Origin of the sequence: Jiulongibacter sediminis (assembly GCF_001306455.1) — a bacterium.
Classification (GTDB): domain Bacteria; phylum Bacteroidota; class Bacteroidia; order Cytophagales; family Spirosomataceae; genus Jiulongibacter; species Jiulongibacter sediminis.
The window spans coordinates 30,474-54,887 of sequence record NZ_LGTQ01000009.1 but is presented as its reverse complement, the minus strand read 5'-3'; the positions used below and the strand labels follow the sequence as shown (position 1 = coordinate 54,887).

The following is a 24,414-nucleotide window of genomic DNA, read 5'->3' as shown; positions in this document are numbered from 1 at the left end:
TTTGCTACCAATTCACTTTTATCCTTATTGAAATTGCCGTGAGCTTCCAAAAATCTCTTTACATATTGATTGGAATCGGCCTGCTTTTGACGAACTGTAAAAGTGAAGGTGACATTCTACACACTGAATTGAAATCCTCTGAAGTCAGTTTTGATAATAAGACCATACAGTTCAAATACTCTTATTTTCCAACTAGCCTTCAAAATATTTACTTTACGAAAAGGAGTATTGAATTTGACACTATCAAGATTGAAAATTTCTATTATTTGGCTTCAAGAGACTCAATTACCTACATAGGCAAAGAAATTGACGATACCATTTGTTTTCTACCTTATTTGAAACGAGAGATTGGATCAAGGACAAAATTTGATTTCAACACAATTATCCCCGACAGAGACTTTATCTTTCTGGATGCTTTCGGTGAGTTTGAATTTCTAAGAAAAGACTCTTTAAAAATCGACCATTACGTCGGTAAAGATTTTGGACGGTTTTTCTCAGACCCGATAAAAATAAGCGTGAAAAACGGGTTTATTATTACTTCAATAGAAGACACATCACAGAATGGGATAAAATGGTCTACATCCAAATCATATTTGGAAAAAGGTGAAATAATTCCAGTCGCAAAAGTTGCCTTCTTAGAGTGAACAATACTTGATATCACTATCCAAGAGTGGAGTAATCTTTATTAAACGCTGAATAACAACTTACTCTCACAGTAATAAGAATTGAATAATTTAGAAAGCTGAAAGCCAACCTCCGAAAGCTGACCGCCTAATCAATACGGCAACATCTTAGCCAATGATCTTGCAGTATCATCTGCCAGTCGCTTAGGGGTGTCCATCTGGTTAGAAGGTCTTTGAGAAACGTGTTCCTGCCAAACAGGCTGCCCGCTGCCGGCATCGTAAATAACAATCGCTGAATAGGCCCCATCTCTTGAGTTACTAAATCCCATCATTGGCGGGGTAACCACAATCTCCGTTTCTCCATAAATTAGAGCGTCTACGCCCAGCATTCTTGCCAGGTTACCTTTCGCCGCCCCCTGAATATCGTAAAAACGAACACCAGCCTGCTCGAGCAGCTGGTTAGTGGTATTGAAATCCTGAATTACTCGTTCATAACGTCCTCTTTCCACCTGATGAGCCATCTGCATAAAAAGCTCCTTCTGCATATCTAATCCGGCAAGTCGCTCCTGCTCACGCCAGTACTCGGCTTCAGGTCTGGCGTTGAATCTTTGTGGTCTCTGCTTGTATTCTTCGTTAAAAGTTACCTTAAATGGTAATATGGCCAGCTTTTGATGCTGTGTTGCCAAAGAGGCATTCTCACCACTGAATGGCACCTGAGATTGACAGGAAACTAAAAAAACAATTGAAAGAAGAGCAAGTAGCTTTTTCATGCGAATTCATTTTTGTTTTTATGAATCGAATTGACTCTGAATCAACTCAACCAAACAACGAAAATATCCCCTTTTTATTCAACCGTATTTTAAGAAGGAGTTTCAAATCGCTCTATCAATCAGGATGACTTCACCAGATCAATGAAATACTTCACCTTATCGGGCTCGGTGTCGGGGTAAACTCCATGGCCTAGATTGGCAATATACTTTTGCTTACCAAAAGCCCTCAACATAGCCTCCACATTCTTTTTTATCTCTGGTTTCTCAGCGTAAAGCACGCAAGGATCAAGATTACCTTGCAACGTTTTATTTGGAATCAACAGTCGCGATTCGGCAATATCCATGTTCCAATCAAGCCCAACAACCTGGCAGTCCAGCTTACCGATCTCTTCTCGTGCAAAATAGGCTCCCTTGGCAAAAACCGTGATCGGAACTTGCTGAATGGCTTCACATATCTGACCAATGTATGGAGTGGCAAATTCTGAATATTGAGCAGGAGATAATATACCAGCCCAGCTATCAAAGACCTGAATAAGGTTAGCTCCGGCATTAATCTGAGCTTTCAGGTAAGTAATGGTGACGTCTGTAATTTTCTGCAACAATGCATGAGAAAGCTCTGGCTGAGTGTAAAGCATTTTCTTTGCTTTAGAGAAGGTTTTAGAGCCGTTTCCCTCAATCATGTAACAGAAAATGGTAAATGGAGCACCAGCAAAACCAATTAAAGGAACACGTCCGCCCAAACCCTCTTTGGTCAGTTTAATCGCTTCTATAACATAACTCAAGCGATCTTCAATATCGTTGACATTTAATGCATCAATATCTGCCTTGCTTTTTACGGTCTTCGGGAAATAAGGGCCTTTCTTCTCTACCATTTCATAGGGCAGATCCATGGCCTCAGGCACCACCAGAATATCTGAAAAAATGATTGCGGCATCCACTCCAAGGATATCAACCGGCTGAATGGTCACCTCAGCAGCCATTTCAGGACTTTTCGCCAGGTTAATAAAACTGCCAGCCTTAGCTCTTACTTCACGGTATTCTTTGAGTATTCTACCCGCCTGACGCATCGTCCAGACTGGTGCACGCTCTACCTCTTCTCCACGGGCAGCACGCAATAACAGATCATTTTTCAAATTCATGCCGCAAAAATAGTGTTTATCGACGCTTCCGTAACATCGTCTGAGTTTTTTATCGACATCCTTTTTGATATCATCACCTCTGACTTGTTTATCCCGATCACAAACCTGATTTTTGAGTTTCAAAACATTATACAAAACCCCTTACCCGTGAATTACAGAACTCTTGGTAAAACCAATCTGAAAATATCTGAAATAAGCCTAGGCACATGGCAGGTTGGTGGCAAATGGGGTGACCCTTTTGATTTTAAAAATGCAGAGCAAATTCTCAACAAAGCCGTAGATGGTGGCGTCAATTTCATTGATACCGCAGATGTTTATGGTAATGAAATTGGTCAAAGTGAGACAGCTGTTGGACGTTTTGTCAAAAGCAGGTCAGAAAAAATTTATATAGCCACCAAGTGCGGCCGCCAGATTAATCCGCACGTGAATGAAGGGTACCAACCGAAAATCCTGCGAAAATATGTGGAAGACAGCCTGACTAGAATGGGTCTTGACACTATTGACCTGATTCAACTCCACTGCCCGCCTACCGAAGTCTATTACCGACCAGAGATTTTTGAGGAATTTGACAAACTTAAAGACGAAGGCAAAATACAGAACCTAGGCATCAGCGTAGAGAAAGTGGAAGAGGCTTTGAAGGGAATTGAGTTTGAGAATGTTTGCACAGTGCAAATTATCTTCAACATGTTTCGTCAGCGACCTTCTGAGCTATTTTTTGAACAGGCCAAAAAGAAAAATATTGGCATTTTAGCCAGAGTTCCTTTGGCAAGCGGCCTATTGACAGGCAAGTTCTCAAAAGAGTCAAGTTTTGGTCAAAACGACCATAGGTTTTTCAACAGAAACGGTGAGATGTTCGACAAAGGCGAAACCTTCTCAGGCATCGATTATGAAACAGGCTTACAGGCGGTAGAAGAATTAAAAACGGTTTTCAAAGAAAAAAACATGGCTCAAATGGCCCTTCGTTGGATTCTGGATTTTGACGCCATCAGTTGTGTAATCCCTGGGGCTAGTCACCCCGAGCAGGTGGAATCAAACATTGGTGCTCTTAACTCTCCGAACCTTCGCCCCGAGCAAATTATTGCGATTAAAGGGGTTTATGACAAATATATTAAACCGCAGGTGCATCAGTTGTGGTGAGTTCGACAGGCTCACTCACCGATCAAGACATTAGATTAAAGACGTAAGATAAAAGACTCAATTATTTCAGAACAGGGAGAAGGGAGAACGGAACATGGAGTCTTTTAGGTCAACTTCAAAAATCGGACTTCTGACCTCTTACCCCAAACAAAAGAAAACACCGGTCACCGGTCATCCGTCATCCGTCATCCGTCAAAAAAATATCAAACGCCCGACACCTAACTTCTAATCATTTAAAAACATGACATATATAGCAAACCCTTCCCGATACGATAAAATGACTTACCGCCGCTGTGGGAAAAGCGGCATCAGGTTACCTGAGATTTCTTTGGGCCTTTGGCATAATTTCGGAGGTGTTGACACTTTTGAGAATTACAGGGCCATCCTCAGAACTGCATTTGACGCCGGCATCACTCATTTTGATCTGGCAAATAATTACGGACCTCCTCCGGGTTCTGCTGAAGAGAATTTTGGTGTAATACTTAAAAAAGATTTCCTACCTTATCGTGATGAGCTGATTATCTCTTCAAAAGCAGGCTACCACATGTGGCCCGGGCCATACGGTGAGTGGGGTTCCAGAAAATACCTGATTTCAAGCTGTGATCAGTCGCTCAAAAGAATGGGGCTCGAGTATGTAGACATCTTCTATTCTCACCGCCCCGACCCTGATACACCGATGGAAGAAACCATGGGAGCTTTAGACCAAATTGTACGCTCAGGTAAGGCTTTATATGCTGGTTTGAGTAATTATAACCCCGAGCAAACCAAAGAGGCTCTCACTATTCTGAAAGATTTGGGCACTCCATGCCTGATTCATCAGCCGAAATACAGCATGCTGGTACGTGATCCTGAAGAGGGTCTTCTCGATGTTCTTGGCGATGAAGGTGTGGGTTGTATTCCTTTCTCTCCGCTAGCACAAGGACTTTTGACAGGCAAATATCTCAATGGTATTCCTGAAGGCTCAAGAGCAGATTTAGAGCATGGTTTCCTTCAAAAAGACGAGATAAATGACCAACTGGTTGATAAATTAAAATCGCTAAATAATCTCGCTGAAAAACGTGGCCAATCTTTGGCACAAATGGCCATCGCATGGCTCTTGAAAGATGAAAGAATAACAACTGTGCTTATCGGAGCCTCCCGTGTTTCTCAGTTGGAGAACTCACTTGGAGCTCTTGATAATAAAGATTTCTCAAATGGTGAATTAGAAGAGATTGAGAAGATTTTGAAGTAATTTTTTGAAGAACGGAACAAGGAGAACGGAGAAAGAACTTTTAGAACTTCTTGTCCCGTTATCCTTTCTCCATATTCCTTGTTCCAAAAAACATTAACCATAATTTGAATTATAAAATGAAAAAACTAAGTATTCTATTCCTTGCCGCTATTGCCTTTGCCTGTTCACCAAAAGAAGAAAGCCAGGAGGTTGAAACCGAAGCAACGTCCGAAGCTAACCCTATCACAGAACCGGCAGAAATCAACCCTTTTATCCATCATGTTTACTTCTATCTGAATAATCCAGAAAGCAAGGAAGATCGTGACAAACTGGTAGAAGGTCTAAACAAGCTGGCTGAAGTGGAAACTATTCAGGCTCATTATATTGGTTTTCCTGCATCTACAGACCGTGAGGTTATTGTGAAAGACTATCAGGTAAGCTGGATGTGCTTCTTTAAAAATCTGGAAGAAGAAGAAATGTATCAGAAAGACCCGATTCATTTGAAATTTATTGAAGACTACGGTCATTTATGGAGTACCGTAAAAGTTTATGACAGTATTGGTGAATAAAATTCATCTCTACATTTTACAAAAGGTCACCTCCAGGGGTGGCCTTTTGCGTATAAGACTAGGACAGTTTTGAACGAAGATTGCCGTTATTTGAGGTACAATCCTATTTGAAATGATAATGCGTTTAAAATTCCTTCTTTGCGGCCTTTTTTTGGTCGCTTCCAATATCGGTTTTGCTCAGAAATCTACTCAAATTTCCTCAAAGCCTTTTACCCGATGGTGGTGGATGGGCAATGCCATTACTAAAGAAGGTGTAAAATACAATCTGGAGGAATTTCATAAAGCCGGTCTTGGCGGTGTGGAAATAACCCCCATTTATGGAGTCAAAGGACAGGAGGGTAATTTCTTACCATTTCTTTCTCCTGAATATCTTGAAGTTTTGGACTATACCACAAAAGTGGCAGACAGTCTTGGAATGGCTGTCGATATGGTTTTGGGCACCGGTTGGCCTTATGGCGGTCCGCAAGTAGAACCTGAATTTGCGGCTTCTAAACTGACCTACACCATTCACGAAATCAGCAAAGGGGATGTCATTGACTTCTCTTTTGAAAAGCCTTCACCTGATGCTGTTTTACAGTGTATTCTCGTCAAAGATGCCTCAGGCAAAACAGAGGATATCACCGCAGATTTACAGAAAAAACAAGCTCAATGGCTTTCAAAGGTAGACGGGAAAATCTATGTCATTTACCGTGGACAAACTGGGCAAAAAGTAAAGCGGGCCGCACCAGGCGGGGAGGGTTATACGGTAGATCACTATTCAAATGCCGCTCTTCAAGATTATCTAAAACCGTTTGATGAGCATTTAACGGTTCCTGTACGAGCTATCTTTAATGACAGCTATGAAGTTTACGAAACCGATTTTACACCTAATTTTCTGAAAGAATTTGAGAAAAGGAGAGGATATGATCTAAAGCCTTTTTTACCATCACTGATAGAAAAAGAAGATTCTGAAATAGCGAATCGAGTGAGAAGCGATTACCGTGAAACTTTATCCGATTTGCTCAAAGAAGACTTTAACCGGCCCTGGACGGCCTGGGCAAATGCAAAAGGCTACCAAACCAAACTGCAGGCTCATGGCTCGCCTGGCAATCTACTCGATATGTATGCTTCAGCAGATATTCCGGAATGCGAGACTTTCGGTTCTATGCCTTTTGACATTCCGGGTTTAAGACGCGAGGCTGAAGATATTCGACAGGGCGACGCTGACCCTGTGATGCTGAAATTTTCCTCCTCAGCCGGTCATGTGATGGGTAAGCCTCTGATTTCATCAGAGTCGTTTACCTGGCTACGTGACCATTTTAAGACTGCCGTTTCTCAGTGTAAACCTGAACTGGAAGAACTGCTTCTCAATGGTGTTAACCACGTTTTCCTGCATGGCTCAACATACTCTCCACCTGAGGCCGAATGGCCAGGCTGGAAATTCTATGCCTCGGTGAATTTCAGTCCGCAAATGACCATTTGGAAAGAGGCCCCTGCCTTATTTTCATATATCGAAAACTGTCAGGAGTACCTCCGCAAAGGATTACCGGACAATGAAATTGGAGTATACTGGCCGATCTATGATACCTATAGCCAATACCTGAAAGGGCAACTCTTTTTCCAGTTCAAAATTCACTCGCTGGATGAATGGTTGTTGCATACTCCTTTCTACAAAACCAGCAAAAGCCTGATGAATGTGGGCTATTCTGTTGATTTCTTCTCTGACGAATTTATTGAAAAAGCCAAGGTAGAAAATGGCATTCTAGTTTTGCCCGGTGGCTCTTACAAAGCTCTTATCATTCCGGAAACGGAGCATATGCCGTTGAGAACACTTCAGAAGTTGATCTCCTTGAAAAAAGATGGAGCCCAGATCTATTTTGAAAGTCTTCCTGCCACGGTACCTGGACTCCACAACTTGAATGAAAGAGAAGAAGCTTTGAGAAAACTGAACACAGAGCTTTCCTCTCGATCTTTTGGTGAAATTCTCAATGCCTTGCACAGCCGCAATATTGACCCCGAAACTTTGGTCAAAAGCGGCTTGAAGTTTATTCGCAGACAAAATGGCAATCAAAAAATCTATTATGTCGTCAATCATACGGCAAATGATTTTGACAACTGGATTGACCTACAAACCTCCGCTGAAAATGTTATGCTTTTTGATCCAAAGACCGGAGAAAAGGGCTTGGCTAAAGCAGAATCTGATCGGGTCTATTTACAGCTCAAAGCAGGAGATGCCATCATTTTAGAAACTCAAAAAAAGGATACTCTCCAGCCATGGGCTTATACCGAGGTAAGTAATGAAGCGTTTGAGCTGGAAGGTCCTTTTCAGCTCACCTTTTTAGAAGGTGGTCCGAGACTACCACAAGATGAAAAGTTAACTGAGCTAAGATCGTGGACAGAACTTAATCAGGATGCTGAAAATTTCTCTGGTACGGCCGTTTATTCGGTCAAATTCAATCGACCTGCCAAGGCAAAGAAATGGCTACTTCAGTTGCCAGATGTTCGGGAAAGTGCCCGAATTCGTCTCAATGGTTTTGAAGTAGGCACTTTGTGGGCCAACCCCTTTGAGATTCAGCTACCGGAACTAAAAAAGAAAAACAACCTGCTTGAAATAGAAGTCACTAATCTGGCCGCCAATCGTATAAGAGCTAAGGAGATGCGTGGCGAAGAATGGAAAATCTTCTATGAAATCAATATGGTGAATAAAGATTATCAGAAGTTTGATGCTACTATTTGGAAACCAATGCCTTCAGGATTGATTGGTAAAATCAAGCTCGTTCCCTTGCAAACCAAAAAGCTCTGAGTCTTCTGTAACCAAAGTCATAGTTTGGTAAGTGTTTATCAGCTTGCTTCGAAAGAAAAAAGCTCATGAGTTTTGCCTATATCGTCGCGTTAATTGTGCTCCTTCATTTTGTGGCAGGCATCGGGTATTTAGTATATAAGATTAGTACAGCGAAACCTTCTGAAAACAAGATGGAGGGAGAATAAAGAGGTTTCCCAATTCATTAGTAAATTGGTGTACTCAACCCTCTCTTATGAAAAAAATACTCTTTCTACTTGTTGCAGTGTATTGTCACAGCCTTTCGGCTCAAAAAAACTATAAAGCAGACGTCATAATATACGGAGGTACTTCTGCTGCCATAACAGCGGCGGTTCAGGTGAAACGAATGAATCACTCCGTAATAATAGTATCGCCTGACAAGCACCTTGGAGGCCTATCCTCCGGCGGCTTAGGCTTTACCGATTCCGGAGACAAAACGGTGATTGGGGGTCTCTCAAAAAACTTTTACGAGCGATTATACCGCCATTATCAAAAGACTGAGGCCTGGAAATGGGAGAAAAAGGAGGATTTCGGAAATAAGGGTCAGGGAACAGTAGCCCTGGACTCCCAAACAGGCAGCATGTGGCTTTTTGAACCGTCTGTGGCTGAGGCCGTCTTTAAAGATTTTATCAGGGAGAATGAGATCACTGTTCATCGGGATCAATGGCTTTTACGCAAGCCCGAAGGACTAAAAAAGGAAAAGGGAAAAATCAAATCATTTCAAACACTTAGCGGAAATACTTACAAGGGTAAAATATTCATTGACGCCACTTATGAAGGTGATTTGATGGCTTTGGCCGGAGTGAGTTATACGGTTGGCCGTGAGGCCAATAGTCTCTATGACGAAAAATGGAATGGTGTTCAGAAAGATGTAAAGCATCACCGTCATTACTTTAAAACTCAGGTAGACCCGTATGTCGTACCCGGAGATGCCACAAGCGGCCTGCTCCCCGAAATCTCTGGTCAGCCTCCAGGTGAAAATGGCGAAGGTGACGACCGAATTCAAGCCTACTGTTTCCGTCTTTGCATGAGCAATCATCCTGAGAACAGGGTTCCCTTTCCTAAACCTCAAAATTATAACCCTTCAAGGTATGAGCTGATGAAAAGGGTTTTTGAAACCGGATGGAACGAACTCTTTGAGAAATTTGACATGCTCCCAAATCGAAAGACTGATACCAATAACCACGGTCCATTCAGCTCTGACTACATCGGTAAAAACTATGACTACCCTGAGGCCAGCTATGAAAGAAGAGCTGATATCATTGAGGATCATAAACAATACCAGATGGGCCTGCTTTACTTTCTTCAAAATGATCCCTCTGTTCCCCAGCTTATGCATGACCAAATACAGGAATGGGGTCTTGCTAAAGATGAATTTATAGACACAGAGAATTGGCCTTCTCAATTATACATCCGCGAAGCCCGCCGAATGGTTAGTGATTTCGTCATGACGGAAGGCCATACACTTTCAGAGAGACCTGTTATCAGACCAATTGGGATGGGCTCCTACTCTCTGGACTCCCATAATGCACAGCGGTATGTCACCGAAGAGGGCTTTGTTCAAAATGAGGGAGACATTGGGGTTCACCCCAAAAAGCCATATTCCATTGATTATGGTTCAATTATCCCTAAAGCAGAGGAATCCCAAAATCTGCTGGTTCCCGTCTGCCTCTCGGCCTCCCATACGGCTTTTGGTTCTATAAGAATGGAGCCTGTCTTTATGATTTTGGGGGAATCTGCTGCTACTGCCGCCATTTTAAGCATAAAAAACAAAAGTTCGGTTCAGGACTTACCTTTTGAGCTACTGAGAGCAGAGTTGGAGGCTGACGGCCAAATTTTGGAGAAAAAATAAATCAGGCTCCAAGTCTGCGATTCATTAACTGGTCAACCACGGCAATCAATTGTTTAGGCTTAGCAGTACGCCAATTTTCAATTTGTAAGGTACCTCCCATATTGATATAATAATCAATCCCATATTTGGTCATTTCTTCCTCAATATGTCTTCTTTGATTTAAAATGGCTATCCAGCCCGGGCCGGAAGCTTCATTGACTTCCTCAATTTCCTCAAACCATTCTTCGTAGTAATCTGTGTCACCCCCATGAAACTGGAGAAGGTTTTCAGAGATCAGGATGTATTTACTGATTCCATTGAGTAGCAAGCGGTCGATCACATTTCGCTTAAAATGCATGCTATCGTTATGCAAAGTATCGTTCCACTCTCCAAAAAGCTCAATGATGCAGGCACTGAGGGCATAGTCTGCATAGAGAATTTTGCAATAAAGGGTCTCAGAACCGATGGCATCCCATCTTGGGTCTATATAATACCCGTAGACGTCATCTTCATAATAAATACCATACTCCCGCCCATAAAAAGGAGATCTCATATCCCGCTCGGCCCGGTAATACTTTTGCCAGTTGTCGTAAGGTTCTATCTCATGCATACAGGTCTTATAAAGACGTTTTTGGCATGAAAAGTTCACGTTTTTTCGGCCGAGTTGAAACCTAACCTTACTATACCAAGTGATGCGATGCATCTTTATGTAAAACTCCTATCCAAGGGTCATAGACCCAACATATTTTGTAAAAGCGGGTTTCAACCAGCTGGCTGGCTAACGAAGAACCTGTAAAGTATGAAAGTGCCAAAGGCACGAGCCATTCATCTCTACTTCTGATACCCCAGCTCCCGATTTGCCCAAGGAATAAAGTGTTGAACATTGGGCTGATCGGTATGACCGCCATCATGCTGACGCCAGGCCAGCTGCCCGTCTAACATATCGGTTAACATAGGAGGCATCTCTTCTTTCATGTAATCATTGGAAACACCCAAATCTTTGGCTCCTAAAAGTTTGTAAACCGATCCGGCAGCTATCGTCGCCATATAACTTCCTTTTTGATCCAGCCATTTTGCATCTCCTTTTTCCGGAATTCCATAACTGATAAACAGAGGTCTTGGGGCACATAATGCAATCACATCATGCGAATCAACTGACAGGTCACAACCTGTCATGCGACCGAAACTTGATTTTTCAGCACCAAATCTCATGTAGTTTCCGGCCATCCAGTAATTTTCACCTCCTGTGAGGCTTTCCACGGCTTCACCAAAAACCCGGCGGTGAAGTGTAGTTCCTCCTTTACCTGACGAACCAATAAGGCCAATGGCAAAACGAGGCTCAAAGGCCATCGTCACCAAAGCCGCTTTTCCATACCTTGAAACACCCTCAATGCCCACTTTTTTGGCATCCACCAAAGCGTCGGTTTCCAGATAATCCAATCCTCTTGCAGCACCCCAGGCCCAGGCCCTTAAAGCACCCCAATCTTTCGGTGAACGTGGCTGACCCTTGTTCACTAAACCGATGATTCCTCTGGTAATTCCGGCATGATTATCCGCCTGAATACTGGAAGGTAAAATAGTACAGTATCCCCAACCAGCGGCTAATAGTTGCTCCGTAGAAGGTGAATTGCCATCTACTGGTGGGCTAGCCCACCAGCGGGTTTGCGGAAGTCTGTCGAGTGGAGAATATGCGGGGTACTTTTCCAAGGTTTCTTTAATCGAAGGATCATACTCGGCCATCATTTTTCGAAAGACATCATTGAGTTTTGTATAATCCTCATCGCTTGGCTGAGCCGGAGCCGGGAAAGCCGGGCGACCAAACATCATCAAGACAGGAACAGGGCCTTCAACATTGGTAGGCACTACCAACATCATCTCAATATTGACATCAATCAAAGGGTAAGAACTATTATCAACGTGACCGATGAGTTGCTTGGCAATGACCGGAGTACGGCCAACAAACTCTCTGTCTTCTACTTTAACCTCCCAACTCACCGAAGGAACATTTTCCGGGATCTTGCCATAAATCTCCTCCTCAACTAAATCTCTGATTTCAGGCCTGCGTTTATTCCACCAGTCGGCCGGACTATCTATTTTGGTGCCATCTTGAGCAATTAGCAAAGGAGGTAACTCCGGGCACGGATTGGCGATGGACTCATCATAGTTTGCCGCATTGGGAGCATCAGGGTTGCCGCTTGGGCCAGGTCTCAGTTCAGTGATACCAAGCTGCATCATCATATCATCATGATCCTGCTCGTTTGTGAAAGTCACCGGTTCCGGGTATTTCTTTTGTCCAAAAGACGCCAGAGCTATGAACAGGCATAGCAGAGTTAAATTCAATTTTTTCATTTCAGTAAGGCTTAAAATTCAGGTATTATTTCTGTTGTTCTTTGACGTGCCGGGCAGCCTCTAACATGGTGGTCACCCAAACATCTTTTTCATTTTCTTTGAGGAAATCCAATAACTCTTCATGAGCTTCTAATGAAACATTGAGGTCATGCTCTCCTCCTACTCCGTGAAAAAGAATAGTGATGAGTGCGTTTTGTTCCATTGCATTTTTAACCCAGGCAATCAATTCACTGCCCTTCTCGCCATTGACTCCGAAACAGTCGACATTTTGAAGATTGATTTTACCAATTTCATTCAATTGACCCCGTACACCTCTCAAGGCAACAAAATCATCTTTTATGGCCGGAATGAAAGACCCGTCACCCGTCTCCGTATCACCACAGGTATACGCAAAAGTTCGTTCAGTTTTGCCATCTAAAGCCTCCAGAAAAATGTTGGTCATTTTTATTTCATTCACAATTCTTTCAGTGGTGTACTTACTCAAATCCCGTTCGGATGATACCCAGGAGCGGCCCGGCTTTGAAGCATCGCAAGGGTGATAAAGTGTATGATTGCCCAACTCATGACCATTGGCCGCAGCTCTTCTCCAATCTTCAATACGCTCCTGACTTCCGGGAAAAGCAGCTGATAGGTAAAACGAGCCTTTGAGCCCCCGGGCATCAAGCTCAGGAATCGCATTATCAAGATGAACATTCAGAGCATCATCATAGGTAAGAACAACGGCCGCTTTTTTGCCATGCCAAAGCTGCTCGGGCTCATCAATAATCATTTCAAAAGGTGATGCCGGGAGACCCTCCATATTATACAAATTGACATCTGGATTATCAGCCCAGGCATACCTTACAAATTTCGGATTATCAATCTCCTCGCTTCTAACTTCAATCTCATTACCATCTATTCGTGCATCAGCCCAAACAAACTTCTTATCATATCCTGCCAGAGCAAACTCTCTCAATGCCTCATTATCAAGACTCTGTAAACCGCCGCCTACATGATCAAAGGTCAAACGAATTTGTTTTCCTTCCTTCACAGCTTTATTCACCATAGGTCCCGAGCTTACAATGTCTTTTCCATATGCCAGGTTAAGTGCAGCTAAGGCCATTCGCTCTCCGACACTTTTCTTGTTATCCGGGTGAATGTCGTTCCACTCGCCTAAATCTATACCTACTGCCATAGCCGTATTGGGCACCGAAAGAGCTTTTCTTTGAGACTCCCTTAAATGAGCCCAGTTACTTTCAACAGGCTGAAAGGTGTAGTCCATGAAATTAGGCAACTGAACATAAATGAAAGGTAGCTCAGAGTTACCAAACTGGTTTCGCCAGTCATAAATCTGGGCCGGTTGTAATTGAGCATATTGCTCAGGCCTACCTGCATTACTCTCTCCCTGATACCATAAAACGCCTTTGATTTTGTAGGAGGTTGCCGGAGCAATCATACCATTGTATAAAGCCGTTGGCTGATTTTGAGCCGAAAAGCCGTAACCGCTAAATCGTCTTGGCGGGAACACCTCACCGACCTTATATGCCCATTGACCCAAAAGGCTAACAGTATCTTTTGCAGAAGCAATAAAATAGGGTTTATCAGGAACAAACCCGCCTTTACCACCGTAATTCGTCACTTTTATGACAACTAGATTTTTACCTGACTTCAAAACGCCATCAGGTATTTCATAAATTCTTTGAGGGTACTGATAGGTACGGCCACCGACTTTGGTGCCATTGATATAGACCTCATCGGCATCAATAATTCGTCCTGCAAAAATTTTTGCCGGTGAGGCCGCCAGACTTGCTGAAACCTCCACCTCCTTTCTGTACCAAACTGTACCGTTGAGCTCTTTAAGGCTTTGGTCTTCCCAATAACCCGGTACATTGATGGGCCTCCAACCCTTAGGTTCATATTCGGAGGAATACCATTTCTCATCGTCCAATAGACCCTTGTCTTTTACAACTGGCGGTGCGGAAGGTGCGGTTCTTCTGAAGCTATTGACGTAGGTTGTGTCTTTATTTTTTGTAATCCTGGCCATTAAATCCTCGAAATCAGCCAGGCCTTCCTCGCTGGTCCAGGCCTCAATAGGCGTACCGCCAACACTGGCATTGATAATGCCGATTGGCACTAATTCTTCCTCAAATATTTTGAGTGCAAAAAAATAGGCCACGGCGGAGAAGTACCTCACGTTCTCGGGATTGGCCTCTCTCCATGCTGTTTCTTTAAAATCAGCCGCCGGGCTATCAAGCACCGGGGTTGTTGGAATTAGAAACTGTCTGATTTTTGAGTTATCCGCGGTGGCAATATCATTTGAGTACGTCACGTCATGATGTTGCATCTGATGCACCATATTGCTTTGGCCCGAGGCCAACCAAACATCACCAATCAATATGTTACTGACCTTTACTTCATTTTTGCCCTTTAAGGTCATTTGATACGGGCCACCCGCCATTTGAGGCGAAATCTGCACACTCCAATCTCCGTTTTCATCAGCACGGGTTTTGAAGTTTTCTCCATTAAAAGTGACCGTAATTCTTTCTTTGGCAGAAGCCCAACCCCATATTTTAAGAGGTTCATTTCGCTGTAAAACCATACCATCGCTCACCAACTTAGGAAGACGTATCTGGGCATTAAGTGATCCAATACCTAGGGTTAAGAAGAAAAGAAAGAGCGTTCTGATCAGGTAGTTCATTTCAATAAGAATAGGTGTCGTACTTTAATTGTCAATTTAACAATTATACTATTGTTAGTTGCTAATGCAACCGATTTCTCGACAAAAGATAACAGAGTACAACCGTAATTCCTATTTCTGAGTTTAAGTGAAATGTTCTCGATATTTTATCGAATGATGCCCATTTCTAACCTAGGAAACATGGATTTATCTATTCTGTAAACTTACTCATCTCCCCGCTCACCATCGAGCAGATCACCATGGCGTTTTTCCTGATTCAGACGGTAATTGAGACTTAAAACGAATGACCGTGCTCTTCTCCATTGAAAAACACTTTCTGATTTAAAATCAGGCAAATCAGTGACCGTTCTTCTTTTACGGGTATTGAAAAGATCTCGTACCGAAAGTGTCAAGGTACCCTTTCCTTTAAATACATCTAAAGAGCCCGCAGCATCAAAGGACGACATGGAGAGCACTCGGCCTTGCGTAGTGTTTCGCGGAGCATCATAATCGTAGGTAACCTGTATTTGAGATCGCTCTCCCATAGTAAACTTGGAGCTGATCCGACCATTCATGGAATAAGTATCGCTCGATAAATCCTGCCCTTCAAAGCTACCGGATACCAAGGCTCTGTAAAAATTGATATCACTGGTAATATCAAGCCATTTGTATGGATTTGTGGTATAGTTCATTTCTAAACCATAGGCATTTCGCTGGGCCAGATTGACCGGATAGCGAATGGTGGTACCATCATCTGAAGGAATAACAATTTGCTCAATAACTCCCGTAGTATGTCGGTAATAAACACTACTCAAAAAAGTCCCGTTTTGAGTATATCTCAGATATCCCATCTCCGTAGAGTTGGTAAACTCCGGTCTCAGACCAGGGTTTCCAATTGAGTTATTCCGGGGATTGTTAAAGTTAGAGAATGGCAGCAAGCGTCTGAAATAAGGTCGCGAAAGTCTTCGGCTGTAACTCACCTGCAGCTGATTCTCCTTGTTTAGTTCATAGGAAAATGTTGAACTCGGGAAAAGGCTAAAATAATTCTGATCGTTATTCTGCCCTGATTTCTGTAACTGAGCATTGATATCAGAGAGCTCTGCCCTCAAACCGGCCTGAAGACTCATACGTCTAAATTTATGAGCACCAATAAAATAAGCGGCATATATATTCTCCTGATAAGCGAGATTATCATCAAAATCAGGTAAAGTAACCATCACCCCACTTTGCTGCTCTTCCACCGTAAAAACGTTATCGATAGTACGCAAAGCAGCTCTCACACCCGTCTCTATTTTACTGTCTTTGTTAAACGGATGCACATAATCGGCCTGAATCAACGTATTGGTTTCATCCTCAGTATTACTGGAGTATTGTATGAGTGGATTTTCGCCCCGGTTACCAATGAATTGCTCGTAGTCAGCAAGCTCCAACTCTTTATCAAAAATGTATTTAAAGGTTAAATTAAACTCCCTTTTAGAACCCTCAAACGTCTTTTTATAGTTGATGGACGACTCAATATTCCGCTCCTCCTCGGTCTCATCTACATCTCTGATGGTTTTCTCAGTATTCAGGCCATCAAAGTCTTCATAAATAACCGTAGCGATGTTCTTATCCCGCCCACGGCGTAACAAAACCGAACCAGTCAAAAGGTTATAATCATTGATATTCCAATCTGTCCCAAACTGTACGTATCCCCCGATACCTCCGCGTTTCTGATCGGTATCTACGGTATAAGAGGAAATCAGGTTATTGCCTTCAAAGAAGTCCTGAGTGGAGAAGCCATACCCCGGAGAGCGGCGGTAGTCAATCCCGAAATTGGAAAAGAAATTAAAGTCCTTTTTACGGTAGTTGAGGTTGTAAGAAGCCCCATGATTATGCGGTGCACCTGTGTTAAGGCCAAAAGAACCGTTGAATCCTTTCTCCTGATTCTTCTTCATAATAATATTAATAATCCCAGCCTCACCTTCAGCTTCATAACGGGCAGATGGGTTCGTAATCACTTCGATTTTATCGATAATATCTCCCTGCATCCGCATCAAAGCCTCTGTATCACCCGAACTCAGCAGACCTGAAGGTTTGCCATCGATCAGAATTTGTACACCTGAGCTTCCACGAAGGGTAAGGTTTCCCTCAGGATCGACATTGACCGAAGGAACACGGTCCAGAATATCTGCTGCGGTATTTCCGGCATTGGTCAGGTCTTTACCTACATTAAATACACGCTTATCAAGCTCAAATTCCATCTGACTTTTCTCAGCCCTAACTTCCACAGCATCCAGTGAAATGGTGCCGCTTGACAAACCGATTTCTCCAATATTAAGGTTTTGATTTAGTGGTCTTAACTCACCATTATTGATCAGCATACTGCCATAACCAATGTATTCTATCGCTCCGAAATAGCTTTTCCCAGTAGTCAGCTGAGCTTTGAATGAGCCGTCGTCTTCAGTTAACCCTGCAAACGCTGTAGTCGTATCGGGCAGCTGGTAAAAAATAACTGTTGCAAAGGGCAGAGGTTCTCCATTCTCTTTGTCTAAAGCTTTACCACTTATGGTAACCTCTTGTGCTATGGTATACTGACTTAAAAGGAGTAAGATGAATAATAGTTTTCTCATTAATTACGACGGATTGTATACTAACCCAATGGACTACGCAGCTAATTCGTTCATTATGAAGAGCTTCAATCGAAGTTTCGGGGGATTTTATCGATAAATTGATTTTTTAGCAGGTATTCAATTCCATTTTTTTGTACCAACAGGGCATTTCAATTTTCAAATCCTTTCTTTAAGGTCAAAAGCGACAATCAAAATTTCCGTTTTACTTCGTCATCATTCAATTGACAGCTAACTTTACGACCCATGTCTGTAGCCAGTGCAAAATATCAATCAGAATATTTAACCGTATCAGAACCCACGGTGTATTCTCCCTCAGAGTTAAAATCTGAGGATATGCTGATCAATATTGGTCCGCAGCACCCCTCTACACACGGCGTTTTGCGTCTTGAGGTTCTTACTGACGGAGAAGTGATCAAGGATGTGATACCTCATATGGGTTATCTTCATCGCTGTTTTGAAAAACATGCAGAGTCTGTTCCCTTTAATCAGGCTATACCTTTCGTAGATCGATTGGACTACGTAGCAGCAATGAATTCAGAACACGCCTGGGCTATGGGGATTGAAAAAATGCTTGGTATTGAAAATGACATTCCGAAAAGGGTGGAATATATCAGGGTTCTTGTGGCTGAGCTGAACAGAATCGCTTCTCACTTTATCGCTATCGGTACCTACGGATTAGATATTGGAGCTGCCACACCATTTCTTTGGCTGTTCAGAGACAGGGAAACCATCATGCGAATGCTGGAATGGGCAAGTGGAGCCCGTATGCTCTATAATTATATTTGGGTTGGCGGCCTTTTTTATGACCTTCCCGTGGGATTTGAGGAAAGATGTGCTGAATTCACAGCCTATCTCAGGCCTAAACTCAAAGAGCTCCAAGACATCATTATTGACAACCATATTTTTATCAATCGAACCGCCAATGTGGGCGTTCTACCTCTTCAAATGGCTGTCAACTATGGCTGTACGGGTCCTGTTTTAAGAGGAAGTGGATTGAAGTATGACCTTCGCCGGGTAGACGCCTATTCCGTTTATCCTGAACTGGATTTTGAAGTAATCGTGGGTGAAGGTAAAGTAGGTACTGTGGGCGACTGCTGGGACAGAAACTATGTCAGAGTTCAGGAATGCTGGGAGTCATTGAAAATCATTGACCAATGCCTGGAAAAGCTAACCAAAGAGCATAAACGTGACCGTGATTTTGATCCTCAGGCCGTAGTTCCAAAGAAAATAAGACCCAAAGCCATGGATTTCTATTGCAGGGCTGAAAACCCAAAAGGTGAGCTTGGCTTTTTCTTTAAAACCGATGGTAAATCTGATATCCCCCTTAGGGCCAAAGCCCGAGCTTGCTCTTTCAATAATCTCTCCGTACTGGCAGAACTCTCAAAAGGCTGGATGATAGCTGATCTCATGGCCATCATGGGTTCAATTGACGTGGTAATGGGTGAAGTGGATAGGTAAGCTATTCCGACTCGCATTGAAAAATTTCAACTTTAAATACTGAATTCGACAAAGTAGAAAAACCTGGCTCTAACAAAGCTGATGGCACAAAATAGTCTACTTTCTGAGGGTTTAAAGGTTCTGAAAGATGAAGCTCGGAACTTTGATAAAGCGAACACTCTACACACGAACTCGGCTGCTCAACTTCAGAGGGACAAATATGATAATCCACCTTTACGCGAGCTGAAGACACAGACTCATAAACCAGATATAACTCATAAGTATATACTCTGCCCGAGATAACCTGTGCGGCTCCATCTGTGTAGTTTTCTGTGTTTTGATTTAAGGGAATTTCTTCAATAAGATTTCCGTTTATTTTTTTCTCCAAAAGCAATGTATGATTCCTACTCTCTGTATTCTGCCAACTCAAATGTATGGCACCATTAACAAAGATCGCCTGAAGATTCTCAGGTAGAGATAGAGGCACCTCGGTAATCGGAAATCTATAAAAACTCAATGCGGCCAAACCAGCTTCATTTTTCATTAATGGCCCATTATAACCGTAAATATCCTGTACGGCTGAGGGTAAGTAGGAGATAAAACTACTCTGTGAAGGATCCCACAATTCAATAAAAACCTGGTTTCCCAAAGCCGATACTTTTTTAATTCCCTTGCCATCTTCCAGATAAAAATAGTTTTGAATTTGTTTTCCGTTTCTTTCCGGCTCGGCAACCAAATTCTGAGCAGGTTCAAACTCAAGAACCAAACTATCGTGAATGGCATTTGCGAAATAAGCTCTCCTGATACTTTCTGACTTGATATTGATTTCTAAAGGTTCTCTGTGAATCTGTTCTTTTATCAGCCGACTGATCCAGCCACTGATATGAGCATGACCATCAAAAGAGAAATGTGCCCCATCAAATTCGTTCTGTAAACTGTGTGTAGATATAACCTCCACATTTTCAATTTCTCCTGCTTTTCTCTGAGCCTCCCTTATTGTACTGCCTGCAAACAAATCAAAATCAGGAGAATACAGAACATTGAGTTGCGTGAGATAGATTTTTTTAAGGGCCGGCAAATCGATCTTTAGATTTGAGATAAACTCCTCAAGTTTACCATAATAAGAATCAAAAACAGGCTGATATTTTGTCATGGCCTCGCTTTCTCCCTGACGAAAAATAAAGGCAGTCGTAAAATTTAGCAGCTCAGACATTTCTAAAAGTCCCAGAGTCTGACCATACCATGTCCCGGTATCAAAAGGGTTATTTTCGTTTCGTTGTTTTAAATAATCAATGTTCCGTCCGCTGGCACCCCTGTTGACAACACAGACCGCAACTCCAAGCTGTTTGATCAATGAATCTCCCATTAAAATGCCGAACTCACCCAGGTCGTACTTTCTGTTGATTGCCTTATCCCAAACAAGCGATTGATTGTTATTACCCAGCAGAGCTGTTCGCATACGCGGATCGGGATTAACCCGATAAATAGAGCTGTAACCAAAACAATTAGACTGCCCGTATATCACAATAACATCACCACAAACCAAATCTTTGGACTCTTTAACCAACACAGAATCTAAGCTACTTCTAAAGCCATAGACTTTAAGGTCGTATTCCTGCAGACCGGCCTGAACGGGAAGATTAAAAGTGTGACTGTCAACCGAACCGGAGTAATTTTTTGTTTCTGCGTATACTACATTCGGTCCATTATATAAAAGTGCCTTGACAGACTGAAATTCATCGGTAAAAGATACCTCAAAAGTTATTGAACCAAAACCCGTTTCAACTGATCTTCCAATGAGCTGATAGTCTGCCGGAAAACCGGAGAGTTCAATTTGCCCTTTGGCTGAAATCGACAATAGGAGGAGGTAGAATAATAAACCTTGAGCTTTCAAGCGTTTAATCTTACAACTCCCAAACCGTGGGATTCTGATGCCGTCTAAGATGCTTTCTGATTTCCATCCAAAAAGCAAGAACTAAGTAAATAATGATGGGAGAGCCAAGGGTAAAAAATGATGCGTAAATAAAGTATAGCCTGATACTACTGGCCGAAAAATTAAGCTTTTCTCCAATTTTAGAACACACCCCAAAGAGGCGGCTTTCTACCAGATATTTTACCTTTTGCATTGCTAATGATCGTTATGTGACTAATAGCCAATCAGACGAAAGTACAAATTTCCACCATTTTTTGTCAAAAAGAAAACAGATTTATCCTTTAAAAAACCTTGTTCAGGCCATTTGACTTTTAGGTATTTTTACGGGCATTGACAAGTAAAAATAACATTTAACTACATTTAAAATTCTGATTTTCAACACGTTGGAAAAGGTAAAGAATCAAACTATTATTGATTCAGAGAAGGATTTCCTAACTTCATTTTTTAAAAAATTAATCATTAAGACCCAACACCTATGGAAGACAAGATTGTTTTTAAAGGCAATGAAGGAGCATTTGTTACTGCCGCTGCTGCAGCCCGCCTTCAGGAGAGATACCTGTTTACCGCCAAAGAACAAGGAAAGGAAGAGCCCATTAGAGCTCAGTTTTTTGGGAAGGAGTTCCTGAGAAAAATGTTAAACAAAAAAGGGGCGATGGGTATCCGAATCTACCACGGTATGGATGAAAACGGAGATCCCAGTCTGGTTTTGGTTCCAACTGACGCTTACGGCAAAAATCTGGTGGAAAATACCTCAGGTTTGAAAGATATGCCTGACGCCAGTGACCACGGTGCTGATGGCCCCAGATGCCCTAAAACCTGTTAAAATTAAGAAGTGCTCCATCGTTTTTTTGAGTTTATCCACCGCTATCCACTAAGCCCATTTGAGAGCTTCTGTGTTCTGTTACCTCTGGTCATCGGTCTTCTCAGATGGGAATATTTCTATCGGTATCTCAAAATAATCTGGCTGGTATGTCTGGTTTATCTCTTATTAGATATTCCGCTATGGCATGGGGCACTTCTTAAACAGAATAATTATTACTGGGCTAACATCCAGGAAATTGCGGTCAGTTGGATTCTCATTCTATCGTTTCTCTGGCTCAAAGAAAGACCGCCGGTTTTGTTGATTGTAGTTTGTATGATCTTTTCCACCGTAACAGCTATTTACAATTTCAAGTTTGACACTTTTTCTTCATGGACAAAAGTGATCCATAGGGTTATCTATATCGGACTTAGTTTCTATTTCTATTTTCGGGTTTTAAACGATCTGAAGGTAAAAAATATATTACACTACCCGGCTTTTTGGATTGTCAGCGGCATGATGTTGATGGCGTGTGGAACCACACTTATCTTTATTTTTGAAGAAATAACAGTATCTTATTCGAATGCGGCGGACGACGTGTTTTTTTTCTACAGCAACCTGATTGATGTTCTTAAAATTATTTTCACCATCATGATTGGTATCGGTTTTTGGGTAAGTAAATATCGGTTCAATGAATAGCTCAGACGCAATTTCTATACTTATTGCTACTGCGGTGCTGTTTTTGATGGCCGTGGCTCTCATAGGGTTCATTGTTTTCTACCAACGAAAACAATTCAACCTACAGTTAAAACAACAGGCCGAGCTTCAGGAAATTGAAGCTGCAACCCAGCGTCAGCTTTTGAAAAACTCTCTGGAAGTACAAGAGGCCGAGAGAAGAAAAATCTCTAAGGACCTTCATGATGATATAGGTGGACTGCTATCCGCGACTAAGTTAAGTATCCAGTCTCTTGGCAGAAACCTCAAAAACAGTCCTGAGGTTTTGGCTCAGGCAGAAAGCACAAAAGAGCTTGTGACCGAAGCACTGGCCCAGGTAAGGAGTTTATCAAAAGATCTGACACCCAGGACACTGGAAAACTTTGGCCTCGTAGATGCACTATACGAATTTGCCGATAAAATGAATCATGCCTCTGAAACCAGTATTAACCTGAGCATTAATGGTTTGGAATCAAAAGACAGAATCGATTCTGGAATAGAACTAACTCTTTACCGTGTAGTACAAGAACTGGTGAATAATGCACTAAAGCATGCGAAGGCAAATCACATAGATTTTAAGCTCGATAAAAAATCAAATTTGATTACATTAGAATATAAAGATGATGGAGTAGGTTTCAACTATGAGGAAACCAAAAACGATATAAACTCAGGCCTGGGCCTTGACAATATCATCTCAAGAGTTAACGTAATAAACGGAAGCTGCCAGTTTGCCTCTTCCTCAGGAAATGGCACCCAAGTAGACATTGAGATTCCGATTTAAGAATATACAGCCATGAATAAAATAAAATTAGCCGTTGTTGATGATCATAACCTTTTCAGAGCAGGTTTGGTACAAATCCTCAATCAGTCTGACGATTTGGAGGTAGTTTTGGAAGCTACTGACGGAAGAGAGTTTCTTACAAAATTATCTTCCACAGAAATTGACGTGATATTGCTGGATGTTGACATGCCAGATCTCAATGGTATTGAAGTCACTGAAAAACTGCGGAAAGACGGCCAGCAAGACCCTAAAATCATCATCCTTTCAATGCATGATGAAGACCAGTTTATTCTTCATTTGCTCGAGATCGGTGCAAACGGTTATTTACTTAAAGACACCGACCCTGACGAGCTGGAAGAGGCAATTAAAAAGGTATACGAAAAGGGAATTTACTTCACCGATTTTGTTAGTCGTGTAATGCTCAATAAAGCAACTATCAAAACCCGGCAACGGTCAGGTAAGTTCTTCAATTACAAAACAGATCTTTCAGAGAGAGAATTGGAAGTTTTGGGCCTTATTTGCGAAGGTTTCACTACTGCAGAGATCGCCGATAAAGTATGCCTAAGCCCACGAACAGTGGATGGTCACCGAACCCGCATCATGGAAAAGTTAGGGGTACATAATACCGCAAGCCTGGTGGCTTTTGCCATTAAAAATGACCTGATTTCAATTTAGGACAACGGCCGAAGCCTCAATTTCAACAAGATAAGACTCATCTATCATACCGGCCACTGCAATTAAAGAATTGGCCGGCTTTATCTCGCTAAAAAACTCCTGATGGGCCTTTCCTACCTTTTCCCAGTCGGCCATGTTTTTAACATAGACGCGGGTTCTGATAACGTCTTCAATATTGGCTCCCAATGACTCAAGAGCATTTTGAATTCTCATCAAAATAAATCGGGTTTGCAGATAGGCATCATTTTCTCCCACAATTTCGCCACTATTGGTTACAGAAACTGTTCCGCTCACCTCAATGGTATTTCCAATTTTGACTGCACGGGAATACCCCATTTGGTCTTCCCATTTTGTACCTGAAAAAAGATTTTTTCGCATC

Annotated in this window: 19 protein-coding genes; 10 read left to right on the top strand and 9 right to left on the bottom strand. The window is 42.2% G+C overall.

The features are described from left to right. Positions 1-775: 775 nt before the first annotated feature. Positions 776-1,393, bottom strand: coding sequence for a hypothetical protein (locus AFM12_RS10880; protein ID WP_055148099.1), 618 nt, complete (start codon positions 1,391-1,393; stop codon positions 776-778). Between the two features lie 119 nt (positions 1,394-1,512). Then, positions 1,513-2,532 (bottom strand): uroporphyrinogen decarboxylase, encoded by a 1,020-nt coding sequence (hemE, locus tag AFM12_RS10875; protein ID WP_055148097.1) that lies wholly within the window; start codon positions 2,530-2,532, stop codon positions 1,513-1,515. A 147-nt stretch (positions 2,533-2,679) separates the two neighbouring features. Here hemE and AFM12_RS10870 point away from each other — a divergent pair, with 147 nt between their 5' ends. The 5 genes from AFM12_RS10870 to AFM12_RS10850 all read left to right on the top strand — a co-directional run bounded on the left by AFM12_RS10870 (position 2,680) and on the right by AFM12_RS10850 (position 10,100). Next, positions 2,680-3,669: an aldo/keto reductase gene (locus AFM12_RS10870; RefSeq protein ID WP_055148889.1), complete on the top strand. Its 990-nt coding sequence runs from the start codon at positions 2,680-2,682 to the stop codon at positions 3,667-3,669. Between the two features lie 241 nt (positions 3,670-3,910). Beyond that, complete coding sequence (gene mgrA, locus AFM12_RS10865; RefSeq protein WP_055148095.1) at positions 3,911-4,900, top strand: L-glyceraldehyde 3-phosphate reductase; 990 nt, start codon at positions 3,911-3,913, stop codon at positions 4,898-4,900. Between the two features lie 116 nt (positions 4,901-5,016). Further along, positions 5,017-5,448: a Dabb family protein gene (locus AFM12_RS10860; protein ID WP_082391294.1), complete on the top strand. Its 432-nt coding sequence runs from the start codon at positions 5,017-5,019 to the stop codon at positions 5,446-5,448. 118 nt (positions 5,449-5,566) lie between these two features. Continuing rightward, entirely contained in the window at positions 5,567-8,230 is a 2,664-nt protein-coding gene (locus tag AFM12_RS10855; protein ID WP_055148093.1) for a glycosyl hydrolase, read from the top strand. A 232-nt stretch (positions 8,231-8,462) separates the two neighbouring features. Further along, positions 8,463-10,100 (top strand): FAD-dependent oxidoreductase, encoded by a 1,638-nt coding sequence (locus AFM12_RS10850; protein WP_082391293.1) that lies wholly within the window; start codon positions 8,463-8,465, stop codon positions 10,098-10,100. A 1-nt stretch (position 10,101) separates the two neighbouring features. Here the strand turns inward: AFM12_RS10850 and AFM12_RS10845 are convergent, their stop codons facing one another. The 4 genes from AFM12_RS10845 to AFM12_RS10830 form a co-directional block, all read right to left on the bottom strand. Next, complete coding sequence (locus AFM12_RS10845; protein WP_055148091.1) at positions 10,102-10,689, bottom strand: hypothetical protein; 588 nt, start codon at positions 10,687-10,689, stop codon at positions 10,102-10,104. 221 nt (positions 10,690-10,910) lie between these two features. Beyond that, entirely contained in the window at positions 10,911-12,428 is a 1,518-nt protein-coding gene (locus tag AFM12_RS10840; RefSeq protein ID WP_055148089.1) for an alpha/beta hydrolase family protein, read from the bottom strand. 25 nt (positions 12,429-12,453) lie between these two features. Next, positions 12,454-15,105 (bottom strand): sialate O-acetylesterase, encoded by a 2,652-nt coding sequence (locus tag AFM12_RS10835; RefSeq protein WP_055148087.1) that lies wholly within the window; start codon positions 15,103-15,105, stop codon positions 12,454-12,456. A gap of 203 nt (positions 15,106-15,308) precedes the next feature. Next, positions 15,309-17,696, bottom strand: coding sequence for a TonB-dependent receptor (locus AFM12_RS10830; RefSeq protein WP_055148085.1), 2,388 nt, complete (start codon positions 17,694-17,696; stop codon positions 15,309-15,311). 243 nt (positions 17,697-17,939) lie between these two features. Here AFM12_RS10830 and AFM12_RS10825 point away from each other — a divergent pair, with 243 nt between their 5' ends. Next, the gene (locus tag AFM12_RS10825) at positions 17,940-19,154 is read left to right on the top strand and encodes an NADH-quinone oxidoreductase subunit D (RefSeq protein WP_055148084.1); all 1,215 of its coding nucleotides are present in this window, start codon (positions 17,940-17,942) and stop codon (positions 19,152-19,154) included. A 1-nt stretch (position 19,155) separates the two neighbouring features. Here the strand turns inward: AFM12_RS10825 and AFM12_RS10820 are convergent, their stop codons facing one another. Together AFM12_RS10820 and AFM12_RS19475 are read right to left on the bottom strand one after the other, a co-directional pair. Continuing rightward, positions 19,156-21,027 carry a sialate O-acetylesterase gene (locus AFM12_RS10820; RefSeq protein WP_157687371.1) on the bottom strand — a complete coding sequence of 624 codons (1,872 nt, stop codon included), beginning with the start codon at positions 21,025-21,027 and terminating at the stop codon, positions 19,156-19,158. Positions 21,028-21,037: 10 nt separating this feature from the next. Continuing rightward, complete coding sequence (locus tag AFM12_RS19475) at positions 21,038-21,259, bottom strand: PspC domain-containing protein (protein ID WP_082391292.1); 222 nt, start codon at positions 21,257-21,259, stop codon at positions 21,038-21,040. A gap of 282 nt (positions 21,260-21,541) precedes the next feature. Here AFM12_RS19475 and AFM12_RS10815 point away from each other — a divergent pair, with 282 nt between their 5' ends. Genes AFM12_RS10815 through AFM12_RS10800 form a run of 4 tightly spaced genes read left to right on the top strand, consistent with a single transcriptional unit; the run spans position 21,542 to position 24,035 of the window. After that, a complete protein-coding gene (locus tag AFM12_RS10815) occupies positions 21,542-21,889 on the top strand; it encodes a hypothetical protein (RefSeq protein WP_055148079.1) in 348 nt (115 codons plus the stop codon). A gap of 9 nt (positions 21,890-21,898) precedes the next feature. After that, the gene (locus tag AFM12_RS19695; protein WP_131458316.1) at positions 21,899-22,564 is read left to right on the top strand and encodes a hypothetical protein; all 666 of its coding nucleotides are present in this window, start codon (positions 21,899-21,901) and stop codon (positions 22,562-22,564) included. After that, on the top strand, positions 22,557-23,360 hold the full coding sequence (locus AFM12_RS10805; RefSeq protein ID WP_055148073.1) for a sensor histidine kinase: 804 nt from the start codon (positions 22,557-22,559) through the stop codon (positions 23,358-23,360). Before AFM12_RS19695 ends, AFM12_RS10805 begins: the two co-directional genes overlap by 8 nt. 12 nt (positions 23,361-23,372) lie before the next feature. Next, complete coding sequence (locus AFM12_RS10800) at positions 23,373-24,035, top strand: response regulator transcription factor (RefSeq protein ID WP_055148069.1); 663 nt, start codon at positions 23,373-23,375, stop codon at positions 24,033-24,035. Here the strand turns inward: AFM12_RS10800 and AFM12_RS10795 are convergent. Beyond that, positions 24,027-24,413: a RidA family protein gene (locus tag AFM12_RS10795; protein ID WP_055148066.1), complete on the bottom strand. Its 387-nt coding sequence runs from the start codon at positions 24,411-24,413 to the stop codon at positions 24,027-24,029. The genes AFM12_RS10800 and AFM12_RS10795 overlap by 9 nt on opposite strands. Between the last annotated feature and the right edge of the window lies 1 nt (position 24,414).

Bases quoted from the DNA above. Each gene is read 5' to 3' on its own strand.
- AFM12_RS10800 (WP_055148069.1), top strand. From the start codon at position 23,373: ATGAATAAAATAAAATTAGCCGTTGTTGATGATCATAACCTTTTCAGA.
- AFM12_RS10830 (WP_055148085.1), bottom strand. From the start codon at position 17,696: ATGAGAAAACTATTATTCATCTTACTCCTTTTAAGTCAGTATACCATA.
- AFM12_RS10850 (WP_082391293.1), top strand. From the start codon at position 8,463: ATGAAAAAAATACTCTTTCTACTTGTTGCAGTGTATTGTCACAGCCTT.
- AFM12_RS10845 (WP_055148091.1), bottom strand. From the start codon at position 10,689: ATGCATGAGATAGAACCTTACGACAACTGGCAAAAGTATTACCGGGCC.
- AFM12_RS10840 (WP_055148089.1), bottom strand. From the start codon at position 12,428: ATGAAAAAATTGAATTTAACTCTGCTATGCCTGTTCATAGCTCTGGCG.
- mgrA (WP_055148095.1), top strand. From the start codon at position 3,911: ATGACATATATAGCAAACCCTTCCCGATACGATAAAATGACTTACCGC.
- AFM12_RS10825 (WP_055148084.1), top strand. From the start codon at position 17,940: ATGTCTGTAGCCAGTGCAAAATATCAATCAGAATATTTAACCGTATCA.
- AFM12_RS10795 (WP_055148066.1), bottom strand. From the start codon at position 24,413: ATGCGAAAAAATCTTTTTTCAGGTACAAAATGGGAAGACCAAATGGGG.
- AFM12_RS10835 (WP_055148087.1), bottom strand. From the start codon at position 15,105: ATGAACTACCTGATCAGAACGCTCTTTCTTTTCTTCTTAACCCTAGGT.
- AFM12_RS10815 (WP_055148079.1), top strand. From the start codon at position 21,542: ATGGAAGACAAGATTGTTTTTAAAGGCAATGAAGGAGCATTTGTTACT.
- AFM12_RS10805 (WP_055148073.1), top strand. From the start codon at position 22,557: ATGAATAGCTCAGACGCAATTTCTATACTTATTGCTACTGCGGTGCTG.
- AFM12_RS19475 (WP_082391292.1), bottom strand. From the start codon at position 21,259: ATGCAAAAGGTAAAATATCTGGTAGAAAGCCGCCTCTTTGGGGTGTGT.
- AFM12_RS10860 (WP_082391294.1), top strand. From the start codon at position 5,017: ATGAAAAAACTAAGTATTCTATTCCTTGCCGCTATTGCCTTTGCCTGT.
- hemE (WP_055148097.1), bottom strand. From the start codon at position 2,532: ATGAATTTGAAAAATGATCTGTTATTGCGTGCTGCCCGTGGAGAAGAG.
- AFM12_RS10855 (WP_055148093.1), top strand. From the start codon at position 5,567: ATGCGTTTAAAATTCCTTCTTTGCGGCCTTTTTTTGGTCGCTTCCAAT.
- AFM12_RS10880 (WP_055148099.1), bottom strand. From the start codon at position 1,393: ATGAAAAAGCTACTTGCTCTTCTTTCAATTGTTTTTTTAGTTTCCTGT.